General features: G+C 73.1%; 24 protein-coding genes and 1 pseudogene. 14 read left to right on the top strand and 11 right to left on the bottom strand.

What is annotated here, in order from left to right:
* Positions 1–50: 50 nt before the first annotated feature.
* Both QM788_RS18040 and QM788_RS18035 read left to right on the top strand, forming a co-directional pair.
* Entirely contained in the window at positions 51–1766 is a 1716-nt protein-coding gene (locus QM788_RS18040; RefSeq protein WP_415662827.1) for an ATP-binding cassette domain-containing protein, read from the top strand.
* Between the two features lie 3 nt (positions 1767–1769).
* On the top strand, positions 1770–3071 hold the full coding sequence (locus tag QM788_RS18035; RefSeq protein WP_415662826.1) for an HlyD family type I secretion periplasmic adaptor subunit: 1302 nt from the start codon (positions 1770–1772) through the stop codon (positions 3069–3071).
* Between the two features lie 34 nt (positions 3072–3105).
* On the opposite strand, the gene QM788_RS18030 is transcribed toward QM788_RS18035, so the two are convergent.
* The 4 genes from QM788_RS18030 to pxpB are packed head-to-tail and all read right to left on the bottom strand — an operon-like array spanning position 3106 to position 6413.
* Positions 3106–4110, bottom strand: coding sequence for a DUF72 domain-containing protein (locus tag QM788_RS18030; protein ID WP_415662825.1), 1005 nt, complete (start codon positions 4108–4110; stop codon positions 3106–3108).
* Positions 4107–4841: a 5-oxoprolinase subunit PxpA gene (pxpA, locus tag QM788_RS18025; protein ID WP_415663007.1), complete on the bottom strand. Its 735-nt coding sequence runs from the start codon at positions 4839–4841 to the stop codon at positions 4107–4109. Before pxpA ends, QM788_RS18030 begins: the two co-directional genes overlap by 4 nt.
* A 13-nt stretch (positions 4842–4854) precedes the next feature.
* Positions 4855–5778: a biotin-dependent carboxyltransferase family protein gene (locus tag QM788_RS18020; protein WP_415662824.1), complete on the bottom strand. Its 924-nt coding sequence runs from the start codon at positions 5776–5778 to the stop codon at positions 4855–4857.
* Positions 5775–6413 carry a 5-oxoprolinase subunit PxpB gene (gene pxpB, locus QM788_RS18015; RefSeq protein ID WP_415662823.1) on the bottom strand — a complete coding sequence of 213 codons (639 nt, stop codon included), beginning with the start codon at positions 6411–6413 and terminating at the stop codon, positions 5775–5777. The genes QM788_RS18020 and pxpB overlap by 4 nt, the downstream gene beginning before the upstream one ends.
* A gap of 36 nt (positions 6414–6449) precedes the next feature.
* Between pxpB and tadA the strand changes: the two genes are divergently transcribed.
* From tadA to QM788_RS17960, 11 genes and pseudogenes are all read left to right on the top strand, one after another.
* Positions 6450–6995, top strand: a complete 546-nt coding sequence (gene tadA / locus QM788_RS18010) for a tRNA adenosine(34) deaminase TadA (protein WP_415662822.1) — start codon at positions 6450–6452, stop codon at positions 6993–6995.
* Positions 6992–7981, top strand: a complete 990-nt coding sequence (locus tag QM788_RS18005) for an LD-carboxypeptidase (protein ID WP_415662821.1) — start codon at positions 6992–6994, stop codon at positions 7979–7981. Before tadA ends, QM788_RS18005 begins: the two co-directional genes overlap by 4 nt.
* 50 nt (positions 7982–8031) lie before the next feature.
* Positions 8032–10201, top strand: a pseudogene (locus QM788_RS18000) (ABC transporter substrate-binding protein).
* Positions 10201–11184, top strand: a complete 984-nt coding sequence (locus QM788_RS17995; RefSeq protein WP_415662820.1) for an ABC transporter permease — start codon at positions 10201–10203, stop codon at positions 11182–11184. Before QM788_RS18000 ends, QM788_RS17995 begins: the two are co-directional and overlap by 1 nt.
* A 76-nt stretch (positions 11185–11260) precedes the next feature.
* A complete protein-coding gene (locus tag QM788_RS17990; RefSeq protein ID WP_415662819.1) occupies positions 11261–12703 on the top strand; it encodes an ABC transporter permease in 1443 nt (480 codons plus the stop codon).
* The gene (locus tag QM788_RS17985) at positions 12696–14534 is read left to right on the top strand and encodes a dipeptide ABC transporter ATP-binding protein (protein WP_415662818.1); all 1839 of its coding nucleotides are present in this window, start codon (positions 12696–12698) and stop codon (positions 14532–14534) included. Before QM788_RS17990 ends, QM788_RS17985 begins: the two co-directional genes overlap by 8 nt.
* 440 nt (positions 14535–14974) lie before the next feature.
* Positions 14975–15619 (top strand): ABC transporter substrate-binding protein, encoded by a 645-nt coding sequence (locus QM788_RS17980; protein ID WP_415662817.1) that lies wholly within the window; start codon positions 14975–14977, stop codon positions 15617–15619.
* A gap of 86 nt (positions 15620–15705) precedes the next feature.
* Positions 15706–16548 carry a MotA/TolQ/ExbB proton channel family protein gene (locus QM788_RS17975; RefSeq protein ID WP_415662816.1) on the top strand — a complete coding sequence of 281 codons (843 nt, stop codon included), beginning with the start codon at positions 15706–15708 and terminating at the stop codon, positions 16546–16548.
* Positions 16549–16574: 26 nt separating this feature from the next.
* Positions 16575–17000, top strand: a complete 426-nt coding sequence (locus QM788_RS17970; protein WP_415662815.1) for an ExbD/TolR family protein — start codon at positions 16575–16577, stop codon at positions 16998–17000.
* Positions 17001–17014: 14 nt separating this feature from the next.
* Entirely contained in the window at positions 17015–17452 is a 438-nt protein-coding gene (locus tag QM788_RS17965; RefSeq protein ID WP_415662814.1) for an ExbD/TolR family protein, read from the top strand.
* 83 nt (positions 17453–17535) lie between these two features.
* Positions 17536–18780 (top strand): hypothetical protein, encoded by a 1245-nt coding sequence (locus tag QM788_RS17960; RefSeq protein ID WP_415662813.1) that lies wholly within the window; start codon positions 17536–17538, stop codon positions 18778–18780.
* Between the two features lie 67 nt (positions 18781–18847).
* Here QM788_RS17960 and QM788_RS17955 read toward each other — a convergent pair whose 3' ends face one another.
* The 7 genes from QM788_RS17955 to QM788_RS17925 all read right to left on the bottom strand — a co-directional run bounded on the left by QM788_RS17955 (position 18848) and on the right by QM788_RS17925 (position 23494).
* Positions 18848–19606 carry a 3-hydroxyacyl-CoA dehydrogenase gene (locus QM788_RS17955; RefSeq protein WP_415662812.1) on the bottom strand — a complete coding sequence of 253 codons (759 nt, stop codon included), beginning with the start codon at positions 19604–19606 and terminating at the stop codon, positions 18848–18850.
* 113 nt (positions 19607–19719) lie between these two features.
* Complete coding sequence (gene adk / locus QM788_RS17950) at positions 19720–20373, bottom strand: adenylate kinase (protein ID WP_415662811.1); 654 nt, start codon at positions 20371–20373, stop codon at positions 19720–19722.
* 115 nt (positions 20374–20488) lie between these two features.
* Positions 20489–21226 (bottom strand): 3-deoxy-manno-octulosonate cytidylyltransferase, encoded by a 738-nt coding sequence (gene kdsB / locus QM788_RS17945; RefSeq protein WP_415662810.1) that lies wholly within the window; start codon positions 21224–21226, stop codon positions 20489–20491.
* The gene (locus QM788_RS17940; RefSeq protein ID WP_415662809.1) at positions 21223–21435 is read right to left on the bottom strand and encodes a Trm112 family protein; all 213 of its coding nucleotides are present in this window, start codon (positions 21433–21435) and stop codon (positions 21223–21225) included. Before QM788_RS17940 ends, kdsB begins: the two co-directional genes overlap by 4 nt.
* Complete coding sequence (gene lpxK, locus QM788_RS17935) at positions 21362–22474, bottom strand: tetraacyldisaccharide 4'-kinase (RefSeq protein WP_415662808.1); 1113 nt, start codon at positions 22472–22474, stop codon at positions 21362–21364. Before lpxK ends, QM788_RS17940 begins: the two co-directional genes overlap by 74 nt.
* Positions 22440–22856, bottom strand: a complete 417-nt coding sequence (locus QM788_RS17930) for an ExbD/TolR family protein (RefSeq protein ID WP_415662807.1) — start codon at positions 22854–22856, stop codon at positions 22440–22442. Before QM788_RS17930 ends, lpxK begins: the two co-directional genes overlap by 35 nt.
* A 20-nt stretch (positions 22857–22876) precedes the next feature.
* On the bottom strand, positions 22877–23494 hold the full coding sequence (locus QM788_RS17925; RefSeq protein WP_415662806.1) for a MotA/TolQ/ExbB proton channel family protein: 618 nt from the start codon (positions 23492–23494) through the stop codon (positions 22877–22879).
* 395 nt (positions 23495–23889) lie between these two features.
* Between QM788_RS17925 and xseA the strand changes: the two genes are divergently transcribed.
* Positions 23890–25182 carry an exodeoxyribonuclease VII large subunit gene (gene xseA, locus QM788_RS17920; protein WP_415662805.1) on the top strand — a complete coding sequence of 431 codons (1293 nt, stop codon included), beginning with the start codon at positions 23890–23892 and terminating at the stop codon, positions 25180–25182.
* The last annotated feature ends 2 nt before the right edge of the window (positions 25183–25184 follow it).

The following is a 25184-nucleotide window of genomic DNA, read 5'->3' as shown; positions in this document are numbered from 1 at the left end:
CCCACTTTTGGGGTTCGAGCGGCCCACGCGCCGCCGGCCTGCCGCCCGCCATGAATGAACTCTGGGAACGCCTGAAGCTGCACCGCGCCGTCGGCTGGGAGCTGGCCGGGGCCTCCGTGCTGATCAACTTCCTCGCGCTGACCAGCGCGCTCTACAGCACGCAGGTGATGAACCGCTACCTCTCGCTCGGGGTGGACGCCACGCTCGTCGCGCTGACGCTCGGCGCGCTGCTGGCGCTGCTGTTCGAGGTGGTGCTGCGCCATGCGCGCGCGGCCCTCGCGCAGTGGACCTGCGCCCGCGCCGACCGCCAGCTCGGCGAGGCCGCGCTCGCGGCCAGCGCCCACAGCCAGTACGCCGCCTTCGACGCCGTGCCCCCGCCGGCGCGGCGCGAGGCCTTGTCGGGCCTGGCCACCATCCAGCAGAGCTTCGGTGCCGCCAGCCTGACGGCGCTGCTGGACGCGCCGGCCGCGCTGCTGTTCGTCGTCTGCCTGTTCGCGCTGAACACGCTGCTCGGCGTGCTGGCGCTGCTGGCCATCGCCGCCGTGGTGGGCGCGTCATGGCTCACGAACCGCCTGCAGCAGGCGCCGGGCGCCGAGCAGCAGCGCCAGGCGCTGCTGCTGGCCGCGACCCAGCACACGCTGGCGGCGTCGCCGGAGCTGGTGCGCAGCTTCAAGGCCCATGAGCCGCTGCGCCAGGCCTGGCGCGCGGTGGGCGTGGACCTGCACCGCAGCCGCGCGCTGCTGGCCGGCGTGCAGAGCCTGTCGGGCAATGCCAGCTATGCCGCCGGCATCCTGCTGGGCATGCTGGTGATGGGCCTGGGCGCGCGCGAGGTGCTCGCCGGCCGGCTCGACGTGGGCACGCTCATCGGCGCGAACATCCTGGCCGGCCGCGCGCTGGCCGCGGTGACCCGCCTGACCCAGCTGACCGACGGCCTGGCCCGCGGCCGCCGCGCGCTGGACGCGCTGGGCCAGCTCGCACGCCTGCCGCGCGAGCGCAGCGAGGGCAGCACGCTGCTGCGCTACAGCGGCGCGCTGCGCTTCGAAGACCTCGCGTTCGCGTGGCCGCGCCAGTCCACGCCGCTGTTCGAGCGTCTCGACTTCGAGCTGCGCAGCGGCGGCGTCGTCGCCGTGACCGGCGGCAACGGCACCGGCAAGACCACGCTCGCCAAGCTGCTCGCCGGCCTGCTGGAACCCTCGCGGGGCCGGCTGTTGGCCGACGGCATGGACCTGCGCCAGGCGCTGCCCGACTGGTGGCGCGGCCAGGTGGCCTGGCTGCCGCAGGAGCCGCAGTTCTTCGACGGCACGCTGCGCGAGAACCTGGCCGTGCTGCAGCCGCAGATCGCCGACGCGGCGCTGCTGGATCTGTGCCGCGAGCTGGGCCTGGCCGATTTCGTCGACGGCAGCCCCGACGGCCTGCAGATGCCGGTGCGCGGCGGCGGCGCGGCGATCCCGCCGGGCATACGCCGGCGGCTGGCGCTGGTGCGCGCGCTGGCCGGCGGCGGCCCGCTGGTGGTGCTCGACGAGCCCACCGAGGGCCTGGACGCCGCCGGCTGCCGCGCCGTGGCCGCGCTGCTCAACCGCCTCGTGCGCGAGGGCCGCAGCATCGTCGCGATGAGCAACGACCCCTTCATCGTCGCGGCCGCCGAGGCCACCATCGACCTCAACGCCAAGCCCGTGCCCCGCATCGTGCTGGCGGCGAACGCGGTTCGTCCGCCACCGTCGGCGACCGTGACCTCCCTGCGACCCGACACGGCCGCGGCCGTCTGACCCATGACCGACACCGCCCCCACCACGCCCGCCGACCCGCTCGACCAGCCGCCCGGCACGCGGCGCACGCTGCAGGCCACGGCCGGCCTGCTGGCCGCCTTCGTCGTCTGGGGCGCGCTCTGCAAGCTCGACATCGCCAGCCACTCCGCCGGGGAGGTGGTGACCTCGGGCCAGACCAAGCTCGTGCAGCACCTGGAGGGCGGCATCGTGCGGCGCCTGCTGGTGCGCGAGGGCCAGGCGGTGCAGGCCGGCGATGCGCTGGCCGAGCTGGAGCGCAGCGCGTCCGACGCCGAGCTGCGCGAGCTCGAGGCCCACATCGGCGGCCTGCAGATCCGCATCCTGCGCCTGGAGGCCCAACTCGCCGGCCGCGCGAGCTTCGACGTGCCCGCCGCGCTGGCGGCGAAGTTCCCGGAACAGGTGCGCACCGCGCGCGAGCTGTTCGAGTCGCAGCGGCAGCGCCTGGCCGGCAACCTGGAAGTGCAGGGCTTCAAGGTCTCGCAGCGCGACGGCGAGCTCAACGAGCTGCAGGCGCGGCGCGAGCACCTGCAGGGCAAGCTCAAGCTGCTGGGCGAGCAGATCGCCATCAGCGAGAAGCTGCTCAAGGACGGGCTCGCCAACCAGTACGAGCACCTCAACCTGCTCAAGGAACTGGAGATGACGCGCGGCGCGCTGAACGAGACCGTCGCCTCGCTGGGCCGCATCGCCACCGGCCGCCGGCTGGAGAACGCGTCGCTGCGCACGCTGGCGTCGAGCGACCGCGAGCAGATGCACAAGGACCTCGAGGACGCGCGCAAGCAGCTGGCCGAGTTCCAGGAGCGCTCGAGCAAGTACACCGACAGCCAGCGGCGCACGGTGGTGCGCGCGCCCATCGCCGGCACCGTGATGACGATGAACGTCGTGACCGAGGGCGGCGTCGTGCCGCCCGGCGGCACGCTGATGAGCCTGGTGCCGGCCGGCGAGCGGCTGCTGGTGGAGGCCCGGCTGCCGGTGGGCGACGTGGGCCTGGTCCACCCGGGCCAGCCGGCGCGGCTGCAGCTCATGTCAGCCAGCGCGCGCGGCTTCCAGCCGGTGGCGGGGACGGTCATCGACATCAGCCCGGACTCCGTCGTCGAGCAGGGCAAGGAGCCCTACTACCGCGTGCGCATCGAACCCGCCCGGCGCGAGTTCCTGCATGACGCCCGCCGCTATCCGCTCGTGCCGGGCGTGATGGTGTCGGTGGCCATCCTCGCGGGCGAGCGTTCGGTGCTCGGCTATGTGTTCGATCCGCTGACCTCGGGCATGCGCATCGCGCTGACCGAGCCCTGAGCCGGTTCGGGGCCGGGGCGCGGCCGCCGGCCCGTCAGCCGCCCACCACCGCCTGCGCCAGCGCGCGCACGCTCAGCGGCGCCGAGCCCTCGGCCTTGTTGGAGACGGTGACGAAGCAGTCCTGCCCCGCGCCCGCGGTGCCGCGGATGACGCGGGCCAGCTCGGCGCGCGTGTCGGGGTCGGGGTCCAGCAGCGCGTCGAACTCGCCGTAGCGCCGCTCGGCCTGTTCGTAGCCGTAGGGGCCGTGCAGGCGGTTCAGGTTCCAGCGCGCCACCAGCGGGCCGGGCCACAGCGCGCGCAGCAGCGGCAGCTGGCCGGCCAGCGGCGGCAGCTTGGGGTGCAGGCCCAGGCAGTAGCGGGCGCCCGCGTCACGCAGCAGCGCGGCGAGCTCGGGCGTCAGCCATGCGGCGTCGCGCACCTCGACGGCCAGCACGCCGGCCGGCGGCGGCGGCAGCGCGCGCAGCAGCGCATGCAGCCGGTCCAGCTGCTCGCCCAGGCGCGCCAGCCGCGGGCCGGGCAGCGGGCTGATCTGGAAGACCAGCGCGCCGATGCTGGCGCCCAGGCCTTCGTAGGCGGGCTCGATGAAGTCCCGCAGCGCGGCGGCCGGGTCGAGGAACAGCGGGTTGGGCTGCTGGCCGCGGCCGTCCTCGCCGCGCAGCAGCGCGTCGGTCACCAGGCTGGGCGCCTTCACCGTGAAGCGGAAGCCGCGCGGCACCTGCTCGGCGTGGCGCTGGAACTCAGCCGCCGCCAGCGGCCGGTAGAAGCCGCGGTCGATGCCCACGGCGCGCAGCAGCGGGTGCGCGGCGTAGGCCGGCAGGCCGGCCCGGGACAGCGTGGACTCGCCGTGCCGGCCCTGCCACACCAGGCCCTGCCAGCCGGGGTAGCTCCAGGTGGACGTGCCGAGATGCACCTGCGGCGGCAGCGCGGCGGCCAGCGCCAGGTCGCCGGCCCCGGGCGGCATGGGCTGCACGCCGCGCCGGGGCCGGGCGGCGGGCGCCGGGGGCGGCGGGCCGCCGAACAGCTCGTCCTGCGCCGTCATGCGCGCAGCCGCACGCCGGCGGCGGCCAGCGCCGCGTGCAGCGCGCGGGCGAGGGCCAGCGCATGCGGGCCGTCGCCGTGCAGGCAGACCGTCTGCGCCCGCAGCGGCACGGTCTCGCCGCCGACGGCCTGCACGACGCCCTCGCGCACCATGCGCAGCGTGCGCGCGACGGCAGCGTCCACGTCGTCCAGCAGCGCGCCGGGCTGGCCGCGCGGCACCAGGCTGCCGTCGGCGCGGTAGCCGCGGTCGGCGAACACCTCGGCGACGGCGCGCAGGCCGGCGCGCTCGGCGGCGCGCAGCAGTTCGCCGCCGGCCAGGCCGTAGACGGCCAGCGCCGGGTCCACGGCCTTCACGGCGGCGGCGACGGCGTCGGCCAGCGCCGGGTCGCGCGCGGCCTGGTTGTAGAGCGCGCCGTGCGGCTTCACGTGGTGCAGCCGGCCGCCCTGGGCGCGCACCAGCGCGGCCAGCGCGCCGACCTGGCAGATCACGCCGGCCCGCACGTCCTCGGGCGGCAGCTGCATCTCGCGGCGGCCGAAGTGCTCGCGGTCCGGGTGGCTGGGGTGGGCGCCGATGGCCACGCCGCGCGCCAGTGCCGCGTCCACGGTGGCCCGCATCAGCGGTGCGTCGCCGGCATGCCAGCCGCAGGCGATGTTGGCGGAGCTGACGAGCGCCAGCAGCGCCGCGTCGTCGGGCGCGCCTTCGCCGAGGTCGGCGTTGAGGTCCAGGTGCAGGGTCATGGCAAGGTCACGGCAGGGCGGCTCGCAGCCGGTTCAGCAGGGCCTGGCGCTCGCGCAGCGCGGCGTGCGCGTCGGCCGGCGTGCAGCGCTGGAAGCGCAGCGTGCCGCCGAGGCGCAACTGGGCGAGTTTCCACAGGTCGGCGCGGATGACGACGGCGATCTTCGGGTAGCCGCCGGTGGTCTGCGCGTCGGCCAGCAGCGCGATGGGCTGGCCCGACGGCGGCACCTGCACGACGCCGGGCAGCACGCCGTGCGAGGCCAGCTCGCCGCCGCGCTCGCGGGCCAGCGCCGGGCCGGCCAGGCGGTAGCCCATGCGGTTGCTCTGCGGCGTGACGGTCCATGCCGCGGCCCAGAACGCGTCGCGCGCGGCGGCGCCGAAGTCGTCGTGCTCGGGGCCGGGCAGCGCGCGCACGCTGGCGCTCCAGTCCGGCGGGCGCAGGCCGGCGGCGCGCGCGGGCCGGGCGGCGGCCGGGCCCAGCGGCAGCCGGTCGCCGTCGCGCAGCGCGCGGCCGGCCAGGCCGCCGAAGCCGGCCTTCAGGTCGGTGCTGCGCGAGCCCAGCAGCTCGGGCACGGCGATGCCGCCGGCCACCGCGACGTAGCTGCGCATGCGCTCGCGCGGCGCGGCCAGCCGCAGCGTCTGGCCGGCGCGCACCGGGCTGCGCCAGCCGGGGCGCAGCGGGCGGCCGTCGAGCTCGGCGTCGGCGTCGGTGCCGGTCAGCGCGACGCAGCCGTCGGCCTCGAAGCGCAGCGCGGCGGCGCCGAGCGTGAATTCCAGGCCGGCGGCCTGCGGCGGGTTGCCGACGAGCAGGTTGCCGCAGGCCAGCGCGAGGTCGTCCAGCGCGCCGCAGGCGCTCAGGCCGCGGTCGCGCCAGCCGGGGCGGCCCAGGTCCTGCACGGTGGCCAGCGGCCCGGCGCGGAGGATCTCGATCATGGGCTGGGCACGAAGCGCACCCGGTCGCCCGGCGCCAGCAGCGTGGGCGGCTCGGCCTGCGGGTCGAACAGCGCCAGCGGCGTGCGGCCGATGAGCTGCCAGCCGCCCGGCGTGGCCAGCGGGTAGATGCCGGTCTGCGCGCCGCCGATGCCGACGCTGCCGGCCGGCACGCGCAGCCGGGGCTCGGCGCGGCGGGGCGTGTGCAGCGCCGGATCCAGCCCGCCGAGGTAGGTGAAGCCGGGCTGGAAGCCGAGGAAGTACACCTCGTACTCGGCCGCCGCGTGGCGGCGCACCACCTCGCCGGGCGTCAGCCCGCAGTGCGCGGCCACGTCGGCGAGGTCCGGGCCGTCGTAGACGACCGGGATCGCCACGCTGCGGCCCGGCGCGGCAACGCGCGGCGGCTGCGCCCACAGCGCGTGCGTGGCCGCGGCCAGCGCGTCGGCGTCGGCCTGCAGCGGGTCGAACAGCAGCGTCAGGTTGTTCATGCCGGGGATGAGCTCCTGCACGCCGGCCAGCCGCGCCAGGCCCTCGGCCAGCTGCCGCAGGCGCTGCTGCTGCGCCGGCGACGCGGGCGCGGCCGGCGTGCAGCACAGCGCGGCTTCGCCGAGGGGGTGGAGGGACAGCGCCGGGGCCATGGCCGCCAGCATGCCATGGGTACACTGCCGGCCCTGATGACCGCGCCCCTCTACACGCCCACCGACGAGCATGCCATGCGGCTCGCGCTGGACCAGGCGCACAACGCCTGGCTGGTGGGCGAGGTGCCGGTGGGCGCCGTCATCATGCGGGCCGGGCAGGTGGTGGCCACCGGCTACAACCGCCCGATCACGACGCACGACCCGACCGCGCATGCCGAGATCGTCGCGCTGCGCCACGCGGCGGCGCTGCTGGAGAACTACCGGCTGCCGGAGTGCGAGCTGTTCGTGACGCTGGAGCCCTGCGCGATGTGCGCGATGGCGCTGATGCATGCGCGCCTGCGGCGCGTCGTGTTCGCGGCGGCCGACCCCAAGACCGGCGTGGCCGGCTCGGTGATCGACCTGTTCGGCCAGCCGCAGCTCAACCACCACACGCGCGTCGAGGGCGGGCTGCTGGCCGAGCCGGCGGCCCGGCTGCTGCGCGACTTTTTCACCGAGCGCCGCGAGGCCGCCCGCGCGCGCCGCGCCGGGCGGCAGGGGCTGATCCCCACCGGCGAAGCGACCGAACTGGACGGACACCGATGACCTCACTGACGCTGTTCACCCCCGCGGGCGCGCTGCCTGCCGCCGCGCCGCTGAAGCGCGCGGCCCGGCGGCTGGCGCAGCTGGGCTTCGACGTGGCCGTGGACGCCGACGCGCTGGCGCGCCACCAGCGCTTCGGCGGCGACGACGACACGCGGCTGGCCGCGCTGCACCGCGTCGCCGACGCCGCGCCCGGCGTCGCGCTGGCCACGCGCGGCGGCTACGGCCTGACGCGGCTGCTGGACCGGATCGACTGGGCCCGCATCGCCGCCAGCGTGGAGCGCGGCACCCGCTGGGTGGGCTACAGCGACCTGACGGCGCTGCAGAACGGCTTCATCGCCCGGCACAAGGGGCTGGCCATGTGGTCCGGCCCGCTGGCCTGCGACGACTTCGGCCGCAGCGACGCGGAGGGCGGCGTGGACGAGGTGACGCAGGACTGCTTCACCGAGGCGATGAGCGGCGCGCTGGAGGCGGTGGGCTTCCGCGCGCCGACGGCCGAGTTCGACGGCCTGGAGGCGCGCGGCCGGCTCTGGGGCGGCAACCTGACGGTGCTGTGCTCGCTGCTGGGCACGCCGCACTGGCCCAAGGTCAAGGGCGGCCTCCTGTTCCTGGAAGACGTCAACGAGCACCCCTACCGCGTCGAGCGCATGCTGCTGCAGCTGCAGCAGGCCGGCGTCATCGACGCGCAGGCCGCGGTGCTGCTGGGCGACTTCAGCGGCGCGGCCCGCTCGCCCAACGACCGCGGCTACGGCCTGAAGGACGCGGTCGCCGCGCTGCGCGCCCGCACCGGCACGCCGGTGCTGACCGGCCTGCCGTTCGGCCATGTGCGCACCAAGGTCTGCCTGCCGGTGGGCGGCACGGTGGAGCTGTACGTGCAGGGCCGCGAGGCCATCGTCGGCTGGCAGTCGGACCCGCGGCTGGCGCATGCCGCGCACGGGCACGACGGCCACGCCTGCGGCGAACACTGCGGCCACGGCCACCGGCATTGACGGTGGCGCCCGGCTGCTGGATCAGGACAGCCCTGGGCGCGCTGGCGCTCATGCTGCTGGCCGGCTGCAACAACAGCCCCTACCCGCGCGGCGCGGAGCGCGAGAACACGCTGTACATGGCCTTCTCGGAGCGCTCGCCGCGCTACCTGGACCCGACGTCCTCCTACGCCGCGCCCGAGAGCACCTATGTCTACGAGATCAGCGAGCCGCCCTACGGCTACCACCCGCTGAAGCGGCCGTACACGCTGATCCCGCGCGCCGCCGCGGCGCTGGCCAGGCCGTACTACCTCGACGCCCAGGGCCGCCGCCTGCCCGACGACGCGCCGGACGCGCAGATCGCCCAGGCGGTGTACGACATCCCGATCCGGCGCGGCGTGAAGTGGTCGCCGCACCCGGCGTTCGCGAAGGACGCGCAGGGCCGCCCGCTCTACCTGGACCTGAAGCCGGGCGAGCTGGGCGACAAGCGCAGCCCCTTCGAGTTCGCGCAGCTCGCGACGCGCGAGGTGGTGGCGGCGGACTTCGTCTACGCGCTCAAGCGGCACGCCAACCCGCGGCTGGAGGCGCCGGTGGCGGCGGTGTTCTCGGAGCACATCGTCGGGCTGAAGGACTACATCGCGCTCGTGAAGCGCGAGAGCGCCAGGCAGCTCGCCGGCCTGCCCGAGAGCCTGGCGGACAAGCCCTTCCTGGACCTGCGCCAGTGGCCGCTGGCCGGCGCCGAGGCGGTGGACGACCACCTGCTGCGCATCCGGCTGAAGGGCCGCTACCCGCAGTGGCAGTACTGGCTGGCCACCAACTTCACGGCGGCCATCCCGTGGGAGGTGGACGCCTTCTACGCCCAGCCCGGCATGGCCGCGAACTCGCTGGGCTGGAACCGCTGGCCGGTGGGCAGCGGGCCGTTCATGATGACCGAGTACGTGCAGGACCGCCGGCACGTGATGAGCCGCAACCCCAACTTCCACGGCGACACCTACCCCTGCGAGGGCAGCCCGGGCGACGCCGAGGCCGGGCTGCTGGCCGACTGCGGCAAGCCGCTGCCCTTCGTGGACAAGGTGGTGGCCACCAACATCAAGGAGCGGGTGCCCATCAAGGAGCTGTTCAAGCAGGGCTACCTGGACCTGCCCGAGATGGACCGCGCCGACTGGGGCGTCACGCTGGGCGTGGACCGCGACGACTCCGACGAGGTCCGGGCGCTCTACGAGGCGCGCGGCTTCCGGCTGCCGATGATGACGGACATCACCAACTGGTACCTGGGCTTCAACTGGCTGGACCCGGTGGTGGGCCGCGGCGACACGCCCGGGCAGCAGGCACGCAACCGCGCGCTGCGCCAGGCGATCTCGATCGCCATCGACTGGGAGGAGGGCTACGGCCGCATCTTCCGCGACAAGGGCGGCGACGCGGCGCACGGCGTGCTGCCGCCGGGCGTGTTCGGCTCGAAGGAGGGGCAGCCCGGCGAGTACAACCCGGTGACGCACCGGCTGGTCGACGGCCGGCCGGTGCGCCGGCCGCTCGAGGACGCGCGCCGGCTGATGGCCGAGGCCGGCTACCCCGGCGGCCGCGACGCGAAGACCGGCCGGCCGCTGGTGCTGAACTACGACTTCCAGCGCGTCGTCACGCCGGAGCTGAAGGCCGAGAACGACTGGCTGGTGCGCCAGTTCGCGAAGCTGGGCATCCAGCTCGACATCCGCGCGACCGACTACAACCAGTTCCAGGAGAAGGTGCTCAAGGGCAAGCACCAGAATCTTCTGGTGGGGCTGGTTCGCGGACTACCCGGATGCCGAGAACTTCCTGTTCCTGCTCTACGGCCCCAACAGCAAGAGCCTGCACGAGGGCGAGAACACCGCCAACTACCAGAACCCCGAGTTCGACCGGCTCTACCGCCAGCTGCAGTCGCTGGAGGACGGGCCCGAGAAGGCGCAGGTGATGGCGCGCATGAACGACCTGGTGCGCCAGGACGCGCCCTGGGCCTGGGGCTACTGGAGCTATTCGGGCGTGGCCTTCCAGCACTGGGTCCACAACGGCAAGCCCGGCGTGGTGGTGCGCGACCGCGCGCGCTACCTGCGCGTGGACGTCGCGGAGCGCACCCGCAGGATCGCCGAATGGAACCGCCCGGTCTGGTGGCCGCTGCTGGCGCTGGCGGCGGGCGGGCTGGCCATCGCCATCCTCACGCGGCGCGCCTGGCGCGCGCGCGAGGCCGCCACCGCGCGGCCGGGAGCGCGCTGATGCTGGGCTTCGCACTGCGCCGCCTGGGCTACGGCCTGGCCATCCTGGTCGGGGTGAACCTGTTCACCTTCTTCCTGTTCTTCGCGGTCAACACGCCGGACGACATGGCGCGGCTGAACATCGGCGGCAAGCGCGTCACGCAGGAGCAGATCGAGGTCTGGAAGCGCGAGCGCGGCTACGACAAGCCGCTGTACTTCGACGCCGCCCGGCGGGGCAGCGAGCGCTTCACGCACACCATCCTGTGGGAGCGCTCGGTCAGCCTGTTCGCGCTGGACTTCGGCAAGAGCGACGCGCGCCAGGCGGTCAACATCGGCCACGAGGTCAAGGTGCGCATGGGCGTGAGCCTGCAGCTGGCGCTGCCGCTGTTCCTGCTGCAGGTGATCGCCAGCGTCGCGTTTGCGCTGCTGCTGGTGTTCTTCCGGCACACGCGCATCGACTTCTGGGGCGTGGTGCTGTGCGTGCTGATGCTGTCGATCAGCAGCCTGTTCTACATCATCGTCGGCCAGTTCCTGTTCGCCCGCGTGCTGAAGCTGGTGCCGATGAACGGCTTCGCGCCGGGGCTGGACGCGGTGCGCTTCCTGGCGCTGCCCATCCTGCTGTCGCTGCTGGCCCGGCTGGGCGGCGAGGCGCGGCTGTACCGCGCGATGTTCCTGGAGGAGATGGGCAAGGACTACGTGCGCACCGCGCGCGCCAAGGGCCTGAGCGAGGGCCGCGTGCTGCGCCGCCACGTGCTGCGCAACGCGCTGATCCCCATCATCACCAGCGCCGGCAGCTACCTGCCCTATGTCTTCCTCGGCAGCCTGGTGTTCGAGAGCTTCTTCGGCATCCCGGGCCTGGGCGCCTTCGTCATCGAGGCCATCACGGGGCAGGACTTCGCCATCGTCCGCACCATGGTCTTCCTCGGCGCGCTGCTCTACATCGCCAGCAACGCGCTGATCGACATCGCCTACACCTGGGTGGACCCGCGGGTCCGGCTGCAATGAGGTTTCCGACCCCCACGCGCACTGCGTTCACTGCCCCCCGAGGGGGCGCCCATGCCCTTCGGGCGGCCGGGCGGCCATGAAGCCCGTGCTGCTCTGGGCCGACCTCGCGCTGTGGCTGATGACCGCCGCCGGCCTGGCCTATGCGTGGCGCGTGGCGCGCCAGGCCCACCTGCGCGCCACCTGGCGCCGCGTGCTGCGCGACCCGGTGGCCGCCAGCGCCGGCGTCGTCATGGCGGCGTTCCTGCTCGTCACGCTGGTGGACAGCGTGCACCTGCGCCGCGCGCTGCCGGCCGCGGACGGCGGCGCCGCCGTCTACGACACCCGCACGCTGTCGCTGCTGGACCTGGCGCTGGCGCGCCAGATCGGCATGCGCGAGGTCAGCTACTCGCTGCCGCTGGGCACGCATGGCTTCAACAAGGAGAGCCTCACCGACGCGCAGGGCCGCACCGTCCGTGACTACCCGCGCCTGCGCTTCGGCGGTGCCCACCTGGCCGACCCGGCCACGCAATGGGCCGGCGACGTGGCCCGGCGCGCGGGCCTGGGCCTGCTGGGCGGCCTGGCGCTGGCCGCGCTCGCCGTGGCGGCCACCGCCGCCGCGCTGGCCCGCCGCCACGGCGGCTGGCGCCGGGCGCTGGCCGACCTCGCCGCCGACCGCACCGACCTCCCGCTGCGCGCCATCCTGGCGACGCTGGCGGTGTTGTTGCTGCTGGCCGGGCCGGTCGCCGCGCTGATGCCCCACTACCACGTGTTCGGCACCGACCGCACCGGCAACGACGTGCTGGTGCAGGCGCTCAAGAGCGTGCGCACCGCCTTCGTCATCGGCGCGCTGTCCACGCTGGCGACGCTGCCGGTCGCGCTGCTGCTGGGCGTGCTGGCCGGCTATTACAAGGGCTGGGTGGACGAGGTCATCCAGTACGTCTACACGACGCTCAGCGCCGTGCCCAACGTGCTGCTGATCGCCGCCTGCGTGCTGATGGTGCAGGTCTTCTTCGACAAGAACCCCGAGCTGTTCGAGACCGCCGCCGAGCGCTCCGACGTGAAGATGCTGGTGCTCTGCCTGATCCTCGGCCTGACCGGCTGGGCCGGCCTGTGCCGCCTGGTGCGCGCCGAGACGCTCAAAGTGAGGGAGCTGGACTACGTGCAGGCGGCCACCGCCTTCGGCGTGGGCGACCTGACGCTGATGGCCCGCCACATCGTGCCCAACGTGATGCACCTGGTGCTGATCACCGTCGTGCTCAGCTTCTCCGAGCTCATCCTGTACGAGGCCGTGCTGACCTACGTCGGCGTGGGCGTGGACCCGGTGATGAACAGCTTCGGCGGCATGATCAACCTGGCCCGCGCGGAGATGTCGCGCGACCCGGTCGTGTGGTGGAGCTTTGCCGCCGCGTTCGGCTTCATGGTGAGCCTGGTGCTGGCCGCCAACCTGTTCGCCGACGGCGTGCGCGACGCCTTCGACCCCAAGGCGCGCTCGGCCCGGCCGCGCGTTCTGCTGCGCCGCCCGGGAGCCGACGATGCTTGAGATCGACGGCCTGCACGTGCAGCTCGACGCCGAGGCCGGCCTGGTGCGGGCCATCGACGGCATGCAGCTCGCGCTGGCGCGCGGCGAGACCTTCGCGCTGGTCGGCGAGAGCGGCTGCGGCAAGAGCATGACGGCGCTGGCGCTGATGCGTTTGCTGCCCGAGAACGGCCGCATCGGCGCGGGCGCGGTGCGCCTGGACGGGCAGGATCTGCTGGCCCTGCCCGAAAGCCGCATGCGCGGCCTGCGCGGCGGCCGCGTGTCGATGATCTTCCAGGAGCCCGCGACCAGCCTGAACCCGGTCATGCGCGTCGGCGACCAGATCGTCGAGGCCATCGAGGCGCACACGGCGCTGCGCGGCAAGGCGGCGCGCGCCAAGGCCATCGACTGGCTGGCGCGCGTGGGCATCCCCGAGCCCGAACGACGCATCGACGACTACCCCTTCCGCCTGTCCGGCGGCCAGAAGCAGCGCGTGATGATCGCCATCGCGCTCGCCGCCGAGCCCGACTTCCTCGTCGCCGACGAGCCCACGACCGCGCTGGACGTGACCATCCAGGCGCAGATCCTGGACCTCATCCGCGACCTGCAGCGCGAGCGCCAGCTCGGCGTGCTGCTGATCACGCACGACCTGGCCGTCGTCAGCGGCATGGCGCACCGCGTGGCGCTGATGTACGCGGGCCAGATCATCGAAGTCGCGCCGGCCGCCGAGTTCTTCGCGCAGCCCAGGCATCCCTACGCGCGGCTGCTGCTGCAGGCGCTGCCCGACGCGGCCCGGCGCGGCGAGCCGCTGGCGGCCATCGCCGGCACCGTGCCGCCGCTGTGGCTCACGTTCGCGGGCTGCCGCTTCTGGCCGCGCTGCGACAAGGCCATGGGCCACTGCGCCAGCACGCCGCCGATGCTCACCGAGGAAGGCCCGCAGCACCAGGTGCGCTGCCTGCTCTACAGCCAGCCCGGCGAGCCGCTGCCGCGCCCGCCCGCCGCGCCCCGGGCGCTGCCACCGGTGCCCGCCGCGCAGGGCGAGCCGCTGCTCGACGTGCGCGAGCTGCGCGTGCGCTTCGCGCTGAAGGCGTCGCTGTTCTCCCGCGCGCCGAAGCACTTCGACGCGGTGGACGGCGTCAGCTTCCAGCTGCACGCCGGGCGCACGCTGGCGCTGGTCGGCGAATCCGGCTGCGGCAAGACCACCTCCGGCAAGGCCATCGTGCAGTTGCTGCGCCGCCAGGCGCGGGTCAGCGGCCAGGCGCTGTTCGGCGGGCGCGACCTGTTCCACCTCGACGGCCCCGCGCTGGTGCAGGCGCGCCGCAGCGTGCAGATCATCTTCCAGGACCCGTTCGCGTCGCTGAACCCGCGCATGCGCGTGGCCGACGTGCTGGAGGAGGGGCTGGTCGCGCTGCGCCCCGAGCTGGACGCCGCGGCCCGCCGTGAGCGGCTGCACACGCTGGTCGACCAGGTCGGCCTGCGCCGTGACGCGCTGCAGCGCTGGCCGCACGAGTTCTCCGGCGGCCAGCGTCAGCGCATCGCCATCGCCCGCGCGCTGGCGGTCGAGCCGCGGCTCATCGTCTGCGACGAACCGACGTCGGCGCTGGACGTGTCCGTGCAGGCGCAGATCCTCAACCTGCTGCGCGAACTGCAGCGTGAGCAGGGCCTGGCCTACCTCTTCATCACGCACAACATTGGTGTCGTCGAATACATCGCCGACGACATCGCCGTCATGCAGCGCGGGCGCATCGTCGAGCAGGGCGCCTGCGCCGACGTGCTGGGCCGGCCCCGCGAGGGCTACACCCGCGCGCTGCTGGCGGCGGTGCCGCGGCTGCGCACCGATGTTCGCCGGCCGTAACGCCCGGGCCGGGTGCGCCCGGCCATCGCGCCTGCTGCGTGGCGGTTGGCCATGCGGCGCGGCGCATGGGCCTGAAACCGCCCGTAACCCGCCCGTCGGCGGCTGGGGTTAGCCCCAACGAGGGGCGCCCGGGGGCGCCGCTAAGATGGCTGCGAGGCGCAATGGATCGGGTGCCATGCACCTCGTTCCCTGCCGGAGAAACGCATGCCCGACGGCCTTGGCCACCGGGCGTTTTTTTTGGCCCGGAACTTGCTGTGAAACCTTGTGTGTTCCCGAGGATTCGCGTGCTCTCGATGGGGTGGAGCCCTGGGCTCCGCGATCTATCTAGAATGCACGCCCTTCAGGGAATTCGCCGACGGCAGGAGCGCAACTTCCGCCGTTCAAGTGGCCCTTTTCTGAGAGTCATTGACTGTGATTTGTAGTTGCAAGAAGGAGCGCGCATGAATTTTGCGCAGGAGAAGCAGGGCGCATCCCGGTTCACGGGGATCGGCATCGTGGTCCTGATCCACGTCGTGGCGATCTACGCGCTGGCCAGTGGCTTGGCGCGCGACATCGTCAAGAAGGTCAGTGGCCCGATTGACGTCAAGGTGATCGAGGAGAAGGTCAAGCCGCCGCCGCCGCCCGAGAAGGTCGTGCCGCCGCCGCCGGACATGAAGGCGCCCCCGCCGCCGTTCGTGCCGGTGCCCGAGTTCCAGGTGACCGCGCCGGCGCCGCCGGCACCGGCCATCCAGTCCACGCAGGTCGCGCCGCCCGCGGTCGCCGAGATCCGTCCGGCCCCGGCGCCGGCACCGGCCGCACCGCCGGCCGCGCCCAAGCCCGCCAAGATCACGGCCGGCATGGTCTGCACGAAGATGGGCAAGCCCGAGATGCCGTCGGTCAACTGGACCGGCGAGGCGCTCTACAAGGCCGTGGCCACCGTGAAGGCCGGCCGCGTCACCGCCGTCGAAGTCACCCCGCTGCGCGGCGGTGTCGATCGCAAGGCCCAGCGCGCGCTGATCCAGGCCATCTCGGAAACGCTGCGGGAAACCTATGAGTGCCCGGGCGACCATGTGTTCGAGCAGGAGTTCCAGTTCAAGATCGATTAAGAAGCCCCTGCCTCTCGAACCCCGGCGCCGGCCCGGCGCCTTCCAGTACCGAACCAAACCAGAATTTTTCCCTAGGAGTTGACTCCATGATTTCTCGCATCACTGGCTTCCTGGCCGCCATCGCCATGGCCGCGACCCTGGCCGTTCCGCCCGCCCACGCGCAAGACCAGGCCGCCAGCGCCGCTTCGACCGCCGCCGTCGAGGCCGCCCCGGTCATCGATGCCGCTCCCGCCGAGCCCGCGCCGGCCGCCTCCAAGCCCGCCGACAACCCCTACAGCCTGGCCAACATCGTCGCCCACGGCAACGTGGTCGACCAGGTCGTGCTGGTGATCCTGGGCATCATGTCCATGGGCTCCTGGTACATCCTGGTCGTGCGCCTGTGGGACACGAGCAAGCTGGCCTCCGAGGCCAAGGACGTCCGCGCCAACTTCTTCAAGAAGGCCAGCCTGGCCGATGGCATCAAGGGCCTGAAGGAAGAAAGCGCCTTCCGCTACATCGCCAGCACCGCCGTCGAGGCGTCGGAGCACCATGAAGGCGCGCTGACCGAGAACATCGACCACAGCAGCTGGGTGACGATGAACGTCGACCGCGCCGTCGCCGACGTCAACAGCAAGATCTCCGGCGGCCTGGGCTTCCTGGCCACCGTCGGTTCGACCGCGCCGTTCGTCGGCCTGTTCGGCACGGTGTGGGGCATCCTGAACGCGCTGACCGCCATCGGCGTCGCCGGCCAGGCCTCCATCGACAAGGTGGCCGGCCCCGTGGGCGCCGCGCTGATCATGACCGCCATCGGCCTGGTCGTCGCCGTGCCGGCCGTGCTGGGCTACAACTGGCTGGTCAACCGCAACAAGAACGTCATGAGCCAGGTCCGCGCCTTCGCCGGCGACCTGCATGGCGTGCTGATGGGTAACCGCGCCATCGCCAAGCGCTGAGCCCAGCAGCTCACAGGAGCCAAGCCATGGGCATGAACGTCGGATCATCCTCCGGCGAGGACGATGTGGTCTCGGCCATCAACACCACGCCCCTCGTGGACGTGATGTTGGTGCTGCTGATCATCTTCCTCATCACCGTGCCGGTGGTGACCCAGTCGGTCGCTGTGAATCTCCCCAAGGAGACCAACGTCGTCCGGGTCACCAAGCCGGAAAACATCGAAATCTCGGTCAGCAAGGACGGCGACGTCTATTGGGGCACCAAGCTGATTCCCGACATGGAGGAGCTCGTGCAGCGCCTCGGCAAGGAATCGGTCAAGAACCCGCAGCCCGAGGTCCACATTCGCGGTGACGAGAAGTCCCGCTACGAGTCGGTCGGTCGCGTGATCTTCGCCAGCCAGCGCGCGGGCATCATGAAGGTCAACTTCGTCACCGAGCCGCCGGCTCGCAACTGATCCCAGGAGTCCACATGGGAATGAACGTTGGAAGCTCGTCAGGCAGCGGTGAACCCGAAGTCCTGATGGACGTCAACACGACGCCGCTGATCGACGTGATGCTGGTGCTGCTGGTGATGCTGATCATCACCATCCCGATCCAGCTGCATACCGTCAACCTCGACATGCCGCCGCCGAGCACGAACACGCCTCCGCAGGAGCCGGTCGTGCACACGGTCATGATCGACTTCGACGGCACCGTCTACTGGGACGAGGAGGCGCTGGCCAACCAGGCCGCCGTCGACGCCAAGATGCACGAGGTCGGCCTGCTGAACGTCAGCGACCAGCCCGAAATCCACATCAAGCCGAACAAGCTGGTGGATTACGGCGTCGTGGCCGCGGTGATGGCTTCGGCCCAGCGCAACAGCGTCAAGAAGATGGGCATGGTTGGTAACGAGCAATACGTCAAGTGACGTGTTCCCGGGCCAGTTGACGCCGATACTCTGATGCGCGCTGCCCGAGAGGGCGGCGCGTTTTTGCTTTTCAGGAGAGCAAGTTGAAGACTTTGAAGACCGTGATGGCCGTCGCCGTTGGCGCCCTGGCCCTGTCCCTGAACGGTGCGCCCGGCGCCGAATTCGGCTTCAGCCGCGCCGCCGCGCAGGATGCCGTGCGCAAGGAAGTCGGCACGCCGCTGACCGAGGCGAGCCGGCTGGTGAAGTCCGGCAAGTTCCGGGAAGCGCTGGCCAAGCTGCGCGACGCCGAAGCCGTCGGCGGCCGCACGGCCGGCGAGAACAACGCGATCGAGGGCGTGCGCTTCTCGGCCGCGATGGGTGCCGGCGATGCCGACACCATGGCCCGCTCCTACGACGCGCTCAAGGGCAAGCTGAGCGGCGCGCAGCAGCTGCAGTACATGGAAGCCATCGCGGGCACCTACCTGCGCGGCGGCAATGCGGCCAAGACGCTGGACTGGGCCGGTCGCTACTTCGCGGCCGGCGGCAGCAGCGCCAGCGTCAAGCAGATGCAGCAGCAGGCGCAGTTCCGGTCCGGCGACATGACGGCCGTGCTGAAGGAAACGCTGGCCGAGGTGCATGCCGACGAGAAGGCCGGCCGCACGCCCAGCCAGGACAAGCTCAACATCCTGCTCTATGCGGCGCAGAAGAAGGGCGACGCGGCCACCGAGTCCTACGCCGTCGAGCGCCTGCTGAACCACTACCCCCGCAAGGAGCTGTGGGCCCAGGTGCTGGGCAGCCTGCAGGGCAAGAAGGGCTTCGCGTCGCGCTTCGCGCTGGACGTCTACCGCCTGCAGCTGGCCACCGGCAACCTGAAGACGGCGGACGACTACATGGAGATGGCGCAGCTGGCCGCCCAGGCCGGCTACCCGGACGAAGGCAAGAAGGTCGTCGAGCAGGGCCTGGCCGCCAACCTGCTGGGCCAGGGCGCCGAGGGCGCGCGCCACAAGCGCCTGCTGGACCTGATGGTCAAGAAGTCCAACGAGGCCAGGGCCGGCGCGGCCGGCGCCGAGAAGGCGGCCAACGACGCCAAGACCGGCGACGAGCTGGTCAAGCTCGGCCTGTCGCGGGTGTTCGCCGGCGACAAGGCGGGCGGCCTGAAGCTGGTGGACGCCGGCATCGCCAAGGGCAATTTCACCCGCGTGGACGACACCAAGCTCTACCAGGGCCTGGCGTACTACAACGCCGGCGAGACCGCCAAGGCCCAGTCCGCCTGGCGCGGCGTCAAGGGCACGGACGGCTCGGGCGAACTGGCGCGGCTGTGGCTGGTCCAGTCGCGCTCCAAGCGCTGAACCCGGCGCAAAACACGAAGGGCCCCGCGAGGGGCCCTTCTTCATGGTGGCTGCAGCCTTGGCGGCCTCACTTCGGCGCCAGGCGGATGGCGCCGTCCAGGCGGATGACCTCGCCGTTCAGCATCTCGTTGGTGACGATCTGGTGGACGAGCTTGGCGTAGTCCTGCGGCGTGCCGAGGCGGCTGGGGAAGGGCACGCTCGCCGCCAGCGCGTCCTGCACCTCCTGCGGCATACCGAACAGCATCGGCGTGCCGAAGATGCCCGGCGCGATGGTCATGTTGCGGATGCCGTTGCGGGCGAGGTCGCGCGCGATCGGCAGCGTCATGCCGACGACGCCGCCCTTGGACGCCGCATACGCTGCCTGGCCGATCTGGCCGTCGTAGGCGGCGACCGAGGCCGTCGAGATCAGCACGCCGCGCTCGCCGGTCGGCTCCGGTTCGTTCTTCGCCATCGCCTCGGCGGCCAGCCGGATCATGTTGAAGCTGCCGATCAGGTTGACCGTGATGACCTTGCTGAAGCTCGCAAGCGGATGCGCGCCGTCCTTGCCGACGGTCTTGGCGGCCGGCGCGATGCCGGCGCAGTTGACCAGGCCCACCAGCTTGCCCAGGCCGGTCGCGGCGGCGACGGCGGCCTGGCCGTCGGCCTCCTGGCTGACGTCGCAGCTGACGAACACGCCGCCGATCTCGGCGGCGACGGCCTGGCCGCGCTCGGCCTGCAGGTCGGCCACGACGACCTTGCCGCCGTGCGCGGCCAGCATGCGGGCCGTGCCTTCGCCCAGGCCCGACGCGCCGCCGGTGACGATGAATACCTTGCCTGCGATTTCCATGGATGCGCTCTCCTGTGTTGATTGACGTGGACGTCAATTGTCGCCGGGCGGCGGGCGTGAAAAAGCCGCGAGGCGGTGCGCGCTCGCGGCTGTCGTCGGGGGGGGGCGGCGGATCAGGCCAGCGCGGCCAGCGCCTTGCGGGTGATGTCGTCGACCGAGCCCACGCCCTCGATGCGGCGGTAGCGGGGCGCCTGGGCGTCGCCGGTGGCGGCCCATTGCGAGTAGTAGTCGACCAGCGGGCGCGTCTGCGCGGAATAGACGTCCAGGCGCTTCTTGACGGTCTCTTCCTTGTCGTCGTCGCGCTGCACCAGCGGCTCGCCGGTCTCGTCGTCCAGCCCCTCGACCTTGGGCGGGTTGAACTTGACGTGGTAGATGCGGCCCGAGGCCGGGTGCGAGCGGCGGCCGCTCATGCGCTCGATGATGGCGTCGAACGGCACGTCGATCTCCAGCACGTAGTCCAGCTTCACGCCGGCGGCCTTCATCGCCTCGGCCTGCGGGATGGTGCGGGGGAAGCCGTCGAACAGGAAGCCGGCGGCGCAGTCCGGCTGGGCGATGCGCTCCTTGACCAGCGAGATGATCAGGTCGTCGCTGACCAGCGCGCCCGACTTCATCACCGCGTCGGCCTGCAGGCCCAGCGGCGTGCCGGCCTTCACGGCGGCACGCAGCATGTCGCCGGTGGAGATCTGCGGGATGCCGAATTGCTTGCAGATGAAGGCAGCCTGGGTGCCTTTGCCGGCGCCAGGGGCGCCCAGAAGGATCAATCGCATGGGTCTCCTCGTCCTGTTCGTCTGGTGAAGGGACCGTGAAAAAAGTCCGCCTCGGGGTCAGCGGCCGAGTATCGCATGCGGCCTTTCTGCGGCCTGACGCGCGCAAGCGCGCTCATCACCCCTGGATCAGCCCCCGGACGCGCGCCAAGTCCTCCGGGGTGTCCACGCCCGGCCCGGGCTGCTCGTCGCTGACGTGCACCGCGATGCGCTCGCCGTGCCACAGCACGCGCAGCTGCTCCAGCGACTCGATCTGCTCCAGCGGGCTCACCGCCAGCGTCGGAAAGCGGCGCAGGAAGCCGGCGCGGTAGGCGTACAGGCCCACGTGGCGCAGCGCCTGCCGGGGCGCGCCGCCGCCGTCGCGCCACCAGGCGATGGGCGCGCGCGAGAAATAGAGCGCCCGGCCGGCCCGGTCGCAGACGAGCTTGACGACGTTGGGATTCGTGAATTCGCAAGGGTCGGTCAGCGCATGGGCGACGGTGGCCATCACGCAGCCGGGCTGGGCGGCCAGCGTCGCGGCGCAGGCGTCGATCATCGCGGGCGCGATCAGCGGCTCGTCGCCCTGCACGTTGACGACGGCGGCGTCGTCCGCCAGCCCCAGCAGTTCGACGGCCTCGGCCAGGCGGTCGCTGCCGGACGGGTGGTCGGCGCGCGTCATCAGCGCGCGCACGCCGTGCGCGGCGCAGGCGGCGGCAACCTCGGGCGCGTCGGTGGCGACGACGACCTGCGCCGCCGCGGACTGGGCCGCCCGGCGCGCGACGCGCACGACCATCGGCAGGCCGCCGATGTCGGCCAGCGGCTTGTTGGGCAGCCGCGTGGACGCCAGCCGCGCCGGAATGACGATGGTGAAGCTCACGGCGCCGGGGCGAGCACGGGCGCGGGCGGCGCGGCGTCCGGCTCCCAGGGCCGGGCCTCGGTGTCCAGCATCAGCGGGATGCCGTCGCGGATGGGAAAGGCCAGGCGGTCGGCGCGGCAGCCCAGCGCGGGCAGCTCACCGTCGCGCAGCAGCGTCAGCGGCCCCTTGCACAGCGGGCAGACGAGCATTTCGATCAGGCGTGGATCCATCGGGCGGGCAGAGTCGTTGCAGGTGGGCGTCCAGCGCGGCATCGAAGCCGGCGCCGGGCGCGAAGTCTAGCGCCACGACCCACACGGGCAGGGCGCCGACGCGCCCGGGCGGCAGCTTCACGGCGTCCTTCTCGGTCAGCACGATGCCGGCCGCGCCGGGCGGCCAGGGCAGCGTCGCGAAGTCGGCATGGTCGGGCAGCGGCAGCGTGTCCAGGCGCAGGCCCAGGCCGGCCAGCATGTCGAAGAAGCGCTGCGGCCGGGCGATGCCGGCCACGGCCAGCAGGCCGGGCCGGCCGCGCAGCGCCAGCAGCGTCGCCATGTCGGCGGGCCGGCCGGCCCACCAGTCGGCCAGCGTCGCGGCGCCGGCCAGGCGGCGCTGCGCGACGAAGCCGGGCAGCGCCGTGCTGGGCTGCGGCGCGTTGTAGACGACGAGCTGGTCGGCCGCCGGCCGCCCGGGCGGCTGGCGCAGCGGGCCGGCGGGCAGCAGCCGGCCGTTGCCGAGGCCGCGCTCGTCGAACACCAGCAGGCTCAGCGCGCGCGGCAGCCGCCAGTGCTGCAGGCCGTCGTCGCTGACCAGCAACTGCAGGCCGGGTTCGGCGGCCAGCAGCGCGCGGGCGGCGGCCACGCGGTCGCGGCCGACGGCCACCGGCACGCGGCCGCGCAGGTGGATCAGCAGCGGCTCGTCGCCCACTTCGCGGGCGGTGCTGGCGGGGCCGACCAGGCGCACGCCGTCGCCTTCACGCCCGTAGCCGCGCGAGACCACGCCGGCGCGCAGGCCGCGCTCGCGCAGCCGCGCCAGCAGCGCGAGGGTGGTGGGCGTCTTGCCGGCGCCGCCGACGATCCAGTTGCCGACGACGATGACCGGCACGGGCAGCGCCCCGGCGCGCTTCAGGCCGAGGCGCCAGGCCAGCGCGCGCAGCGCCAGCAGCGCGCGGTAGAGCCCGCTCAGCGGCAGCAGCGCGGTGGAAAGCGGGCCGCCCGTCAGCCACTCCCGCTGCAGGCGGTCAGCGAGCGTCGGTCTGCGCGGCGAAGGTGACACGGGTCAGGCCCACGCGCCGGGCGGCGTCCATCACGTTGATGACGGCCTGGTGCGGCGTGGCGGCGTCGGCCGAGATGATCAGCGCCGTGTCGGCGTTGCCGCCCGAGGCCTGGCGCAGCGCGCCGACCAGGATGTCCACCGAGCGGCCCTCCACCGGCTGGCGGCCGACGACGAAGCGGCCGTCCGCGGCGATGCCGACGATGACCTCCCGGGGCCGGTCCTTGAGCTGTTCCGCATCGGCCGCGGGCAGGGTGATCTGCAGCTCGGTGAACTTGGAATAGGTGGTGGACAGCATCAGGAAGATCAGGATCACCAGCAGCACGTCGATGAAGGGGATCAGGTTGATCTCCGGCGGTTCGCGGTGCGGGGAGCGGAAGCGCATGGTGTCAGCTCGTCCGTCGCTCAGGCCGTGTAGCGGCGCAGCTGGCCCAGCAGGCAGTCGGCGGCGGCCTCGAGTTCCAGCACGTATTCCTCGATGCGGCCGCGGAAGTAGCGGTAGAACATCAGCGCCGGGATGGCGATCATCAGGCCGAAGGCGGTGTTGTAGAGCGCGATGGAGATGCCGTGCGCGAGCTGCGCCGGGTTGCCGCCGCCGGGCGCCTGGCTGCCGAAGATCTCGATCATGCCCACCACCGTGCCCATCAGGCCCAGCAGCGGCGCGGCCGTGGCGATGGTGCCGAGCGTGTTCATGTAGCGCTCCAGCTGCTGCACCGCGCGGCGCCCGGCGAACTCGAATACCTGGCGCAGCTGCGCCTCGGGCATCTGCGGCTCGGCGGTGACGGCGCGCAGGCCGGCGGCCAGCACCTCGCCCAGCAGCGAGCTCTCGGCCAGCCGGTCGACCATCTCCGGCGCGGGCAACTGCGGGGTGCTGACGGCGAGCACCTCGTCCAGCAGGCGCGGCGGCATCACGCGGCTGGCGCGCAGGCTGCTGAAGCGTTCGATGACCAGGGCCAGCGCCACCACGGAGCACAGGAGCAGCGGCCAGATCGGCCAGCCGGCGGCTTGTATGATCGAAAACAAGGGCGTTCCCGTCGAAGAATCGTCGAAGAAAACGGCCGCTGGACGGCCGGGAAGTGCGCGGGATTATGGACCCAGGTCCACACCGCCCCGCCCGTGCCGCGCCCTCGCGCGGCCGCCTCGCCGCCATCCACCGCCGCTGTGGATAACGTTGTGGGCAAGCGGGGGCGCAAGGGCGGCAGGGGCCGTCAGATCAAGGTCTTGGACACTTTGCCTCCAAATTGGGCAGCGGAATTCGAATTGAAAAACAAGGCCTTATGGACACATGACGGCGCCGTGACGGGCGCCCCGGGTCGCCGCCGCGTGTCGGCCGGGCCGGCGCGCGCTTGTGGACTTCCCGGCCCCGGCTGCGGCCTGCGGCCGGGCGCCGCGCGGGCCGCAGGCCGCAGGGGCTGCCGGTGACCGAGGACCGCGAACCCGCGCCGGGCCGCCGCGTCTGGGGCGTGGCGGGGCTGGTCGAGGCGATCGCGCAGCGGCTGGCGGCGCAGTTCTCGGTCGTCGTGGTCGGCGGCGAGATCGCCGGCTTCACGCGCGCGGCCAGCGGGCACTGCTACTTCAGCGTCAAGGACGCCGACGGCCAGGCCGCCAGCCTGCGCTGCGCGATGTTCCGCCGTGCCGCGGCGATGCTGGACTTCACGCCGGCCGACGGTGCGCTGGTCGAGCTGCGCGGCCGCGTGGCCGTCTACGAGCCGCGCGGCGAGCTGCAGTTCGTCGTCGAGGCCATGCGCCGGGCCGGCGCCGGCACGCTGTACGAGCAGTTCCTGAAGCTGCGCGCGCGGCTGGCGGCCGAGGGCCTGTTCGACGCCGCTGCCAAGCGGGCGCTGCCGGCGCTGCCGCGGCGCATCGGCGTCGTCACCTCCGCGGCCGGCGCGGCGCTGCATGACGTGCTGACCGCGCTGGCGCGGCGCGCGCCGCAGGTCGAGGTCGTCATCTACCCCAGCCCGGTGCAGGGCGCGGAGGCGCCGGCCGCGCTGGTCAACGCGCTGCGCCTGGCCAACCGGCGTGCCGAGGTGGACCTGTTGCTGCTGGTGCGCGGCGGCGGCTCGCTGGAGGACTTGTGGGCCTTCAACGACGAGCGCGTCGTGCGCGCGGTGGCGGCGTCGGCGCTGCCGGTGGTCTGCGGCGTCGGCCACGAGACGGACGTGACGCTGTGCGACCTGGCCGCCGACCTGCGCGCGCCCACGCCCACGGCGGCCGCCGAACTCGCCGCGCCGGCGCGCGCCGAGCTGCTGCAGCGGCTCGCCGGCCTGGAGCGCGCGTTGGCGCTGCGCACGGAGCAGCGCCTGCAGTCCCTCGCGCAGCGGCTGGACCGCCTCGCGCTGCGCCTGGCGCGGCCCAGCGACGCGCTGGCCCGCCAGCGCCGCGCGCTGGACCTGCTGGCGCAGCGCGCCGCCGCCGCGCCGGTGCGCCGCATCGAGCTGCAGCGCCAGCGGCTGGCCCATGTCGCCGAGCGCCGCCGCCGCGCCGCCGCCGAGTTCACGCGCCGCCATGCGGCCCGGCTGGACGCGCTGCAGGCCCGCCTGCTGGCGCTGGATCCGCAGCATGTGCTGGCGCGCGGCTATGCCTGGCTGGACGACGGGCAGGGCGGCGCCATCACCTCGGTGCAGGCGCTGACGCCGGGACGCGAGCTGCGCGCGGTGCTGGCCGACGGCAGCGCGCCGCTGCAGGTACTGCCACCGCGACAGGGGTGATG

The organism is Roseateles sp. (genome assembly GCF_047654785.1).
Classification (GTDB): domain Bacteria; phylum Pseudomonadota; class Gammaproteobacteria; order Burkholderiales; family Burkholderiaceae_C; genus Pelomonas.
Note: the sequence above shows the minus strand (reverse complement) of the source record. Positions and strands in the feature narration are given on the sequence as shown.

Bases quoted from the DNA above. Each gene is read 5' to 3' on its own strand.
- QM788_RS17965 (WP_415662814.1), top strand. From the start codon at position 17,015: ATGGGAATGAACGTTGGAAGCTCGTCAGGCAGCGGTGAACCCGAAGTC.
- QM788_RS17985 (WP_415662818.1), top strand. From the start codon at position 12,696: ATGCTTGAGATCGACGGCCTGCACGTGCAGCTCGACGCCGAGGCCGGC.
- QM788_RS18040 (WP_415662827.1), top strand. From the start codon at position 51: ATGAATGAACTCTGGGAACGCCTGAAGCTGCACCGCGCCGTCGGCTGG.
- QM788_RS17970 (WP_415662815.1), top strand. From the start codon at position 16,575: ATGGGCATGAACGTCGGATCATCCTCCGGCGAGGACGATGTGGTCTCG.
- QM788_RS17975 (WP_415662816.1), top strand. From the start codon at position 15,706: ATGATTTCTCGCATCACTGGCTTCCTGGCCGCCATCGCCATGGCCGCG.
- QM788_RS17995 (WP_415662820.1), top strand. From the start codon at position 10,201: ATGCTGGGCTTCGCACTGCGCCGCCTGGGCTACGGCCTGGCCATCCTG.
- tadA (WP_415662822.1), top strand. From the start codon at position 6,450: ATGACCGCGCCCCTCTACACGCCCACCGACGAGCATGCCATGCGGCTC.
- QM788_RS17990 (WP_415662819.1), top strand. From the start codon at position 11,261: ATGAAGCCCGTGCTGCTCTGGGCCGACCTCGCGCTGTGGCTGATGACC.
- QM788_RS17980 (WP_415662817.1), top strand. From the start codon at position 14,975: ATGAATTTTGCGCAGGAGAAGCAGGGCGCATCCCGGTTCACGGGGATC.
- QM788_RS18005 (WP_415662821.1), top strand. From the start codon at position 6,992: ATGACCTCACTGACGCTGTTCACCCCCGCGGGCGCGCTGCCTGCCGCC.
- QM788_RS17940 (WP_415662809.1), bottom strand. From the start codon at position 21,435: ATGGATCCACGCCTGATCGAAATGCTCGTCTGCCCGCTGTGCAAGGGG.
- adk (WP_415662811.1), bottom strand. From the start codon at position 20,373: ATGCGATTGATCCTTCTGGGCGCCCCTGGCGCCGGCAAAGGCACCCAG.
- pxpB (WP_415662823.1), bottom strand. From the start codon at position 6,413: ATGGCCCCGGCGCTGTCCCTCCACCCCCTCGGCGAAGCCGCGCTGTGC.
- QM788_RS17955 (WP_415662812.1), bottom strand. From the start codon at position 19,606: ATGGAAATCGCAGGCAAGGTATTCATCGTCACCGGCGGCGCGTCGGGC.
- QM788_RS17930 (WP_415662807.1), bottom strand. From the start codon at position 22,856: ATGCGCTTCCGCTCCCCGCACCGCGAACCGCCGGAGATCAACCTGATC.
- QM788_RS18020 (WP_415662824.1), bottom strand. From the start codon at position 5,778: ATGATCGAGATCCTCCGCGCCGGGCCGCTGGCCACCGTGCAGGACCTG.
- QM788_RS18030 (WP_415662825.1), bottom strand. From the start codon at position 4,110: ATGACGGCGCAGGACGAGCTGTTCGGCGGCCCGCCGCCCCCGGCGCCC.
- QM788_RS18035 (WP_415662826.1), top strand. From the start codon at position 1,770: ATGACCGACACCGCCCCCACCACGCCCGCCGACCCGCTCGACCAGCCG.